The following is a 9,170-nucleotide window of genomic DNA, read 5'->3' on the forward strand; positions in this document are numbered from 1 at the left end:
CCTCCGTCTGGCCTGCGGCCCGACACCTCCCCTGCAAGGGGAGGATTGGGGGCCGTGCAAGGCCGATGGTAAAGGAAAATGCCAGAGGGCCTGTAAGCCGGGTTCTGTCCACCCCGTTTCCAGGGATAGGCGACCATTCCTCTAGGGAACGGATTGCTCCGTTCCTCAAGCAACCAACCCGGACGGTCTCGGTCGAAACAGACCTAGCAGCATGAAGCTGCGCGCCGCCCCTATTCGGTCTTGCTCCCGGTGGGGTTTACCATGCCGCCTTGCGTTGCCGCAGACGCGGTGCGCTCTTACCGCACCCTTTCAATGTCACTGGGCCGAAACCTTAGCGACCTGCTTTCTGTTGCACTGTCCCTTGGATCACTCCAGCCGGTCGTTAACCGGCACCGTTATTTCGTGGAGCCCGGACTTTCCTCGCCGTGGAAGTTACCCGCCACGCCGCGGCCGCCCGGCCCTCTGGCGGAACGGTCCCTAGCGCCGTTCCGCTACTCCGTCACCTGCTTATTCATCGCCTCTGGGCTTGGGTAGCAGCAACGCCAGCAATATGGCGCGACATTCGCCGCAAATCACCCCGTCGATCAGTTCAGGGCGGAAGCGCCGCTGGAACGCCACCACCGCCGCTTCCGGATCGGCAATGTCGTAACCAAAGCGTTCGAGCGCCAGCATGAAACCGCCATCGGTCCAGTGCGGGTCCATCAGATTCTTGGTCGGCCGCGGCAAAGCCAGCCGCAACCGCGCCAGCTGAGCCCAAGGGAACAGCTCGCCCGGATCCTGCTTGCGCGCGGGCGCAATGTCGCTGTGGCCAACGATATTGCCGCGCGTAATCCGGTGGCGCTGGACAATGTCATGCACCAGCGGGATCAGCGAACTCATCTGGGTTTCGGGAAAGGGCCGATAGCCCCATTCATGCCCCGGATTGACGATTTCTATGCCGATGCTGGCGCTGTTGATGTCATCCACCCCGCGCCAGTGCGATCGCCCCGCGTGCCAGGCGCGTTTCGCTTCGTCGACCATGCGGATGATCTGGCCATCCTCGGTCACGACATAATGGGCGGAGACTTTGGATTCCGGGTTGGCCAGCCAGTTGATCGCGCTCGCCGCGTCCGGCATCCCGGTATAATGCAACACCAGCATCGAGACCGGCAGGCTGCGCTCGTCGAAATTGGGCGACGGCGTTTCGATCATCGGCAGCTCGTTCATCATGCCCTTTCGGCCTGCCCGTGCAATCGCGCGGCCTGGGCGCGACAATGGCGCAGGCGGACGTGGCAATCAAGCATGGTGAAAACCGGCAACAAAATCCTCCCCTGTCTGCAAAGGGAGGATAAGCTTGGTCCAACACTCCAAGACGGCTTTTGCCTGAAAACCGGCCCGAACCCTCAGCCCGTCCGTCGTACCCGTCCGATCGCGCCTTCGGGTAGGGCCGCCTGCCGCGCATAGCCGCCGCGAAATTCGGGATGGGCGATAAAATCGTCGCCCTGTCCGATCACCGTTTCCCCCGCGCCCAGCAGCAGGATCGATCCGGCATGGCTGTGCCTGGCGAGCAGGGACAGCACCGCCTGCCGCCGTTCGGGGGTGAAATAGAGCAGGACGTTACGGCACAGCAGCAAATCATAGGCACCGTTCGGCACCTTGGCATCGAACAGATTGTCGTGCCGGAAATCGATCATCCGCCGCAGTTCGGGGCTGGCGCGCCAATCCTCGCCCGACGGCTCGAACCATTTGAGCAGGTCGCCGACCGCCAGCCCGCGCTGCACGTCCATCTGCGAGAATATGCCCGATCGCGCCTGGTCGATCGCGGCCGTCGAAATGTCCGTCGCCAATATCTCGATCCGCCATCCGCTCCAGCGCGCCGCGTCGTTGCGCAGGCGGATTGCCAGCGAATAGGCTTCCTGTCCGGTCGAACAGCCCGCGCTCCAGATGCGCAGCGTGCGATCCTTCTTCTCGCTATGGATGGCCGGCAAAATCTGCCGGTGGATCATGTCGAAAATCTGAAGGTCGCGAAAAAAGCTGCTTTCATTGTTGAGCAGCGCATCGACCACTTCCTGCTCCATCCGCGCGTCGCCCTTGCGCAGCAGCCGGGCGGCCAGTTCGTCCATGTCGGTCAGGCCATGATTGCGCAGCACGGGCCGCAGCGCGGTTTCCATCCGCCACGCCCGGCCCTCCGACAATATCTGGCCGGTGCGCGCTTCCAGCAGCCCGGACAGGATGCGCGCCGCGCCCTGTAATGTCGATGCGGGTGACGGGGGCATGGCCATCAAACAAGTACCTTTCCGCGCCGGGACACGAAGTCCATAATCGCAAGCGGCTCCATCACGGCGCAGGTCAGGCCAGCACCGGCGACCGATCCGGGCATCCCCCACACCACGCTGCTGGCTTCATCCTGCGCGACGATCCAGCCGCCCGCCGCCACGATGTCGCGCGCGCCGACCGTGCCATCACGGCCCATGCCGGTCAGGACAATGCCCGCCGCGCCCGCGCCATAGACTTCCGCCATGCTGGCAAACATCGGATCGACACCGGGCAGGTTGCCGGCCGGTGTACGCTCCGGGTTCAGCGTTATCGTCACCCGGCCATGCAGGCCACGGCGCAGTTGCAGATTGGCGTCGCCCGGCGCGACATAGACGGTGTCGGCCATCAACAGATCGCCGGTTTCGGCGACCTTGACCCGCAGGCTGGTCATCCGCGCCAATTGCTGCGCGAAATAAACGGTGAAGCTGGCGGGCAGATGCTGGGTCAGCAGCACCGGTACGCCCAGCGGCGCGTCCAGCCCTTCAAACAACTGGCTCAACGCATGGATGCCACCGGTCGACGCGCCGATGCCAAGGCACGCGAGCGGCTGCGCGGCAGGCTGGACCACAGGTGGAACCAGCGGGCGCTGCGGCGGCGATGGGGCGGGACGATCGGTGAACAGGCGGTTGAGCCGCTCGATCAGCGTCTGGGGGAAATGCTCGCCAAAACTGCCGCTGCCCGGCTTCGACACTATGTCGCTGGCGCCCAGCGCCAGTGCCTCGATGGCAGCCGCGCTGCCCTCCTCGCACTTGCCCGACAGGATCGCGACCTTGACGTCGGGATTGGCATGCAGGATGGCGGGCAAGGCGGCCAGACCGCTTTGTCCCGGCAATTCAATGTCGAGCAGCACCAGATCAACCTCATGCCCGGCCAGATAGCCCAGCGCCTGTTCGGCACTGTTCGTCTTGTGGACCACGGCATAGGCCGGGTCGGCATTGAGGATGCGTTCGATAACGGTGCGGACGACGACCGAATCGTCGACGACCAGGGTGCGAACGGACCTGTGTTCGCTCCTGTGGCTGGTCATGATCGGCGCGATGAAGGACATCACGGGACTTTCTGCACGAAGGATGAAGAAAAAGTCGGAATTCTCCCAAGGATGAGGACGGTGTCCCGCCCGCTAAATGACCCCGACGATGACCAGCTTGCTTTCCAGCGTTTCGCGGTCAAACGGCTTCATCACATATTCGTCGGCCCCGGCCTCCACAGCCGCCTTGATATGGCCGATGCCATTTTCGGTGGTGCAGAAGATGATCTTGGGCCGTGCCGTCATCTTGGCGCTCGACAGCGCCTGAAGAAATTCCATCCCGCTCATCACCGGCATGTTCCAGTCGAGCAGCACGACGTCGGGGGCAGAAGCTTCGCACTGGGTCAGCGCATCCTGCCCGTCCACCGCTTCGCTGACCGTCAGGTCGAGCGATTCGAGGATATGGCGCGCCACCTTGCGGATGACCTTTGAATCGTCAACGACCAGGCAATTCTTCATGAGGCGTCCCTTTGGTTTTGCGTCCCGGCTGACGGTCTAACCGGCAAAGCCAAGCAATTGGTAAACAAGACGAGGATGATTTTTCGGTTGGTCGCATATTTTGGGAATGGGGCTTCGCCCATTCGTGCCGCACGCGCATTTTCAAAAACTCTTTCAAGCCGCCTGCGCCAGCGCCCCGCCCTCGATGAAGGCGGCCAGCGACACCAGCAGCCAGGGATGCCCGTCATGCTCCACAATGGCGCGGGCATAGGGTGCCCAGGCCGGGCCGATCTGACCGCACAGGGGCAGTTCGCCTTCCGGCACGCGGCAAATGTCGGTGACGCCATCGACCATCAGGCCATAGCTGTGCCCGCTAATGTCGGCGATGATGGCCAGCCCTCGCTCCACTCGCGGACTGGCGACGCCATGGATCAGCGCGGCAACGTCGATGATCGTCAGCACCCGGCTGCGCAATGCGGACAGCCCGGCGATATGCGCGCCCATGCCCGGCACGGGCGACACGTCGGTCAGCCGGACGACGGCCTCGACCTCCCCCGTCTCGACCGCGATGCGTGTGCCTGCCAGCGTGGCGAAAAGATAGAGTCTCTCCATGGCCTTACCCCACTCCTCCGGCCATCTGGCCCCCGGCGATCGCCGCCATCAGCGCGTCCTGATCATAGCGATAGATGCTGCTATCCTGCGGCCCCGCCGCGCGGGGCGATGCCCGCAGATGGACGATGCGGCATCCGATCATCCCGGCCATGACGCCCGCTGTCTGCGCCGCATCGGCACTGGTCAGCAGCAGCACGTCGCGCGGATCGACCGCGGCATCATCGGGCAGGCCCATCACGACATCCTGCCCCGCCTGGCGCAATAGCGGCGCCAATATGTCGCGGGTCCAGCCATCGTCGCTGTCGGCCAGCAGGCAGCGGCCGCGCGCCCGTTCGACGATTCCGCCATCGGGCAGGCTGGCAAACAGCGCAAAGGGATTGATCACTTCCAGATGCTCGCCGTCGATCACCGCGACCCCGCTGACATGGCCGTGCATCGCCACCATGTCCGGCACCAGCGGCATCTGGACAATGTCCAGCACGGCAGCGACCGGATAACAGGCTTCAACCGACCCATCGCGCAGGCGCAGCGCGGAAATCTTGGCACGCCCGAAATCGGTCAGGCCGTTGGCCACCGGCACCAGCCGCCCGTCGAGCCGGACAAAGGCGTTGCCGCCCGACCTTCCGAACAAGGATGCGTCAATATCCTCGACCCGCTCGATCAGCGAAAGTTGCAGCAGCCGCCGTTCGCCCGAACATTCCTCGAACCGCAGCGCCGCGACCATCTCGACCCCGGTTTGCGCGCTGGCCTCCTGGTCCGATTGTCGCGCGACGCGATCGTCGATCATCGTCGGCAGTCTCGCGGCGTTGGCGATGCCCGCCGCGTCGAGCAGCAGCATCGGCTTGCCATTGTCGGGCAGGGTCATGCCCGCATAAACGCCCGACGCCATCACCAGCGGCGACGCGGGGCGGATCACCAGTTCCTCATGATTGTCGACCGCCGACACGCCCATGGCAAAGGGCACGCCGGTCGCCGATCGCACCACCATGATGGCGCGCGGTCCGGCCTCGACCGGCTTGTCCATGCCCAGCACATCTTCCAGATCGATCATCGAATGGCGCAGGCCACGGATCGTCGCGATCTTGGCCCCGCCCACTTCGCTGATCTGGAGCGTGTCATTATTATCGTGCAAAATCTCCACCACCGCCGCGCGCGGGATCGCGAAATGCAGGCCGCCGGCGCGGATGATCAGGCCGGGAATGATGGTAAGGGTCAGCGGCACCCGCAAGGTGATGCACAGGCCGCGCCCCGGATGATTGTCCAGTGCAATCAGGCCGCCGATCCGCTCCACATTGGCGCGCACCACATCCATGCCGACACCGCGCCCGGAAATCGCCGTCACCTGATTGGCGGTGGACAGACCAGCCTGGAATATCAGCTCCAGCCGCTCCGCCTCGCTCATGCGGGCCGCTGCTTCCGGGGTCAGGCGGCCAGCGGCGATCGCCTTTTCAACCAGCCGCGCCGTGTCGATGCCCGCGCCGTCATCGCTGATGACGATAACGATCTGGTTGCCCGACTGGCGTGCCTCCAGACGTAATGCCCCAACCTCCGGCTTGCCCGCCGCGCGGCGTTTTTCAGGGGTTTCTATGCCATGGTCGATGCTGTTGCGCACGATATGGGTGAGCGGGTCGACGACCATCTCCACCATTTCGCGGTCCATCTCGACGTCGCCGCCCTCAAGCGTCAGGTCGATCCGCTTGCCCAGATCCCGCCCCAGATCACGCACCATGCGGGGAATCGCGGCAAACAGCCGGTCGACCCGCTGCATCCGCGTCTTGGAAATCACATCGCGCATGTCGGCCACGCAGGTCGACAGTCGCTCGAACACTGTGTCCAGCTCGGTGTCGACCGACCGCTCGCGCAGCTTGCGCGACAATTCGTTGCGCGCCAGCACCATGTCCGACACGCCGTTCATCAACTGGTCGATCAGGCTGAGCGGCAGGCGAATGGTGCGCGGCCCCGACTGGCCGCCCTGCCGCGCTACCGCAACGGGCGCAGCGGCGTTGTTATGCTCCACCTCCACCGTCAGCGTTGCCTCGGATGGGGTAGTGAGCGCGGATATCAGAAATTCGTCATTTTCATTGGGCAGTGCCGCCCCCATCGCTACCGCCTCGGCCAGTTCGCCGATCCGGTCCATCAGGCCCAGCACCGCGCTGACGGTTGCAGGATCAGCAACGCGCTTGCCCGCGCGGATGTCCGACAGCACATCTTCGGCCGCATGGCTCAGCCGCTCGAACCGGGGCAGGTTCAGGAAGCCGCAGCTACCCTTGACCGTATGGAAGAAGCGGAAAATCGCGTCGAGCCGGTCCCGGTCTGAAGGGTCGGCTTCCCAGGCGACGACTTCGCCTGCCAGCGCCTCCAGCGTTTCCTGGGTCTCGGATATGAATTCTTGTAACAGTTCGTCCATGCCCATGGTCCCACGGATGCGCGCAACCGGCACCATGGCGGGACGTGGTTAAGAGCGGGTTAAAAGCGCAAACAAAAGGGACGCCGCGATCCGATCGCGACGCCCCATTCGATATCCGGTGGTGAAAAGCGCTTACTGCTGCTTCTCGACCGCATCTTCGGCATTGTCGCCCGCATCGCGCGTGGCTTCGGCCTTGTTTTCCAGCATGTCGGCCGCGTTTTCGGCCGCATTTTCGGCGCTGCCGGTCAGGTTGTCGGCCATGGCTTCCATATTGTCAGCCTGATTATCGAGCGCATCCGCCTGGTTTTCGTACGCATTCTCGACCTGATTTTCCTTGGCGGAATCGCACGCGGCGAGGGCGACAAGGCTGGCAAGGCCAAGGATTTTGACGAAGGTTTTCACGGCGTTTTCTCCTGTTGCGCCCCCAGGGGCAGACGGTATTTGGCAGGGACGTGGAAAGGCTTGCGCCCTCCCACATCCTGACCGCGATCAACCTGCCGCGCCGCCGATGGTTCCCGCCAGCCGCTCGGTTCGTCGCATAGCACCCTATTTTTGCAGCGAATCGCGGATTTCGCGCAGCAGGATGATGTCCTCCGGCGTTGCGGCTGGCGCAGCAGCTTCCGGCTCCGGCTTGGCCGTCAGCCGGTTCACTGCCCTGACCAGCAGAAAGATGATGAAGGCCAGAATGACGAAATTGACCATCACCGTCAGAAACTGGCCCCAGCCGAACATGGCAACGCCAGCCGCCTTCAGATCGGCATAGCTTTGCGGATTGCCCTTGTAATCGGCAGGCAGGTCGCCCAGCCGGATGAAATATTCCGAAAAATCCGCGCCGCCGAACAGATAGCCGACGACAGGCATGATCAGATCGTCCGTCAGCGATTTGGTGATGGTCGCAAATGCGCCGCCGATGATGACGCCGACCGCCAGGTCAATCACATTGCCGCGATTGATGAAGGTCTTGAATTCGCTGATCAGTCCCATGTCTGCCTCTTAGCCTGTCAAAGATAATCACGAGATGGCCCGTTGCGTGGAACAGGGCAACCGCCTATTTCAGCACGCAGATAACAGCTGAGGATCTTCCATGACGCTCCTGCGCCGCTTTGCCCCTTTCCTGTTGCCGCTGCTGGGGGTTTTCGCCCTCTCCGCCTGCGGCATCAACAGCGTTCCCACGGCCGAGGAAGAGGCCAAGGCCAAATGGGCCGACGTCCAGGCGCAATATCAGCGCAGGGCAAACCTGACCGATAACCTTGTCGCCACAGTGAAAGCTGCGGGGAAATTGGAGCAAGGTACGCTTATCGGTGTTGCCGAAGCGCGCGCCAAGGCCACATCGGTGCAGATTAGCGCTGATGACCTTTCCGATCCGGCAAAGGTGGCACAATTCAAGGATTCGCAAGCCCAATTGAGCCAAGGCTTGGGGCGGCTGATTGCGTCGGTCGAAGCCTATCCTGAAATCAAAAGCAACGAGAATTTCAAAAACCTCCAATCGCAGCTGGAAGGCACCGAAAACCGCATCGCCGTCGCCATCCGCGACTATAATGAGGCTGTGCGCGCCTATAATACCCGCATCCGCACCTTCCCCGACGCGATCGGTGCCAAGATCATCCATGGCGCCAAGCCGATGACCCCGTTCCAGGCGACGACGCCCGGCGCGGAAGAAGCGCCGAAGGTCGATTTCGGCAATTGATCGCGTGATCCGCCGCCTGCTGATCCTCCTTGCGCTGCTGGCCTTTGCGCCAGCGGCGCATGCCCAATCCTTTCCCAAGCTGACCGGCCGGGTGGTGGACGATGCTGCCCTGCTGTCCCCCGCGCAGGAACAGGCGCTCACCGACAAGCTGGCCGCGCTGGAGGTCCAGAGTGGTCGGCAACTGGTGGTCGCGACCATTCCCGACCTTCAGGGCTATGACATATCCGATTATGGCTATCGGCTGGGCCGGGCCTGGGGGATTGGCGACAAGGCCAAGAATGACGGCGCGCTGCTGATCGTCGCGCCCAATGAGCGCAAGGTGCGGATAGAGGTCGGCTATGGCATGGAAGGCCTGTTGACCGACGCCCAGTCGTCCCAGATCATCCGCGACGCCATCACCCCGCGCTTCAAGGCGGGCGACATGCCCGGAGGGATTGATGCTGGCGTGGGGGAGATCGGCGCGATCATGACCCTGCCGCCTGAAGAGGCCAAGGCCCGCGCGGCGGCGGCAGAAGCGGCGGCGCGCAAGGGATCGGGCGGCAATGTCGGTGGCATGGCGATGATCTGGGTCATCGTCATGATCGTCGCCTTCGTCGCGCTGGCATCACGGCGGCACGGTACGGGCAAACGCTATCGCAGCGGTTCTGGCATGCCGATCATCCTGTGGGGACCGGGCGATTCCGACTGGGGTGGCGGCGGCTCCG

10 protein-coding genes and 1 other RNA gene are annotated in these 9,170 nt (G+C 63.5%); 2 read left to right on the forward strand and 9 right to left on the reverse strand.

The annotated features are described in order from the left end of the window. Nucleotides 1-77: 77 nt before the first annotated feature. The 9 genes from rnpB to mscL all read right to left on the reverse strand — a co-directional run bounded on the left by rnpB (nt 78) and on the right by mscL (nt 7,763). Nucleotides 78-466, reverse strand: an RNA gene (rnpB, locus tag EBBID32_RS23245) — RNase P RNA component class A. 41 nt (nt 467-507) lie between these two features. Then, complete coding sequence (locus tag EBBID32_RS13490; protein WP_037490739.1) at nt 508-1,206, reverse strand: N-acetylmuramoyl-L-alanine amidase; 699 nt, start codon at nt 1,204-1,206, stop codon at nt 508-510. Nucleotides 1,207-1,382: 176 nt separating this feature from the next. Next, entirely contained in the window at nt 1,383-2,261 is an 879-nt protein-coding gene (locus EBBID32_RS13495) for a CheR family methyltransferase (protein ID WP_006958810.1), read from the reverse strand. Further along, entirely contained in the window at nt 2,261-3,343 is a 1,083-nt protein-coding gene (locus EBBID32_RS13500) for a chemotaxis protein CheB (RefSeq protein ID WP_006958811.1), read from the reverse strand. The genes EBBID32_RS13495 and EBBID32_RS13500 overlap by 1 nt, the downstream gene beginning before the upstream one ends. Nucleotides 3,344-3,415: 72 nt before the next feature. Continuing rightward, nucleotides 3,416-3,781, reverse strand: coding sequence for a response regulator (locus EBBID32_RS13505; RefSeq protein WP_006958812.1), 366 nt, complete (start codon nt 3,779-3,781; stop codon nt 3,416-3,418). Between the two features lie 153 nt (nt 3,782-3,934). Further along, on the reverse strand, nt 3,935-4,372 hold the full coding sequence (locus tag EBBID32_RS13510) for a chemotaxis protein CheW (protein WP_006958813.1): 438 nt from the start codon (nt 4,370-4,372) through the stop codon (nt 3,935-3,937). Nucleotides 4,373-4,376: 4 nt separating this feature from the next. Continuing rightward, nucleotides 4,377-6,779: a chemotaxis protein CheA gene (locus EBBID32_RS13515; protein ID WP_037490741.1), complete on the reverse strand. Its 2,403-nt coding sequence runs from the start codon at nt 6,777-6,779 to the stop codon at nt 4,377-4,379. A 132-nt stretch (nt 6,780-6,911) separates the two neighbouring features. Beyond that, a complete protein-coding gene (locus EBBID32_RS13520; protein WP_006958815.1) occupies nt 6,912-7,181 on the reverse strand; it encodes a hypothetical protein in 270 nt (89 codons plus the stop codon). Nucleotides 7,182-7,325: 144 nt separating this feature from the next. Continuing rightward, the gene (gene mscL, locus EBBID32_RS13525) at nt 7,326-7,763 is read right to left on the reverse strand and encodes a large conductance mechanosensitive channel protein MscL (RefSeq protein WP_006958817.1); all 438 of its coding nucleotides are present in this window, start codon (nt 7,761-7,763) and stop codon (nt 7,326-7,328) included. A 100-nt stretch (nt 7,764-7,863) separates the two neighbouring features. Between mscL and EBBID32_RS13530 the strand changes: the two genes are divergently transcribed. Both EBBID32_RS13530 and EBBID32_RS13535 read left to right on the forward strand, forming a co-directional pair. Beyond that, nucleotides 7,864-8,466, forward strand: a complete 603-nt coding sequence (locus EBBID32_RS13530) for a LemA family protein (protein ID WP_006958818.1) — start codon at nt 7,864-7,866, stop codon at nt 8,464-8,466. A gap of 4 nt (nt 8,467-8,470) precedes the next feature. After that, on the forward strand, nt 8,471-9,170 hold a 700-nt coding region (locus EBBID32_RS13535; protein ID WP_037490736.1), incomplete at its 3' end, for a TPM domain-containing protein.

Origin of the sequence: Sphingobium indicum BiD32, from assembly GCF_000382885.1 — a bacterium.
GTDB lineage: Bacteria > Pseudomonadota > Alphaproteobacteria > Sphingomonadales > Sphingomonadaceae > Sphingobium > Sphingobium japonicum_C.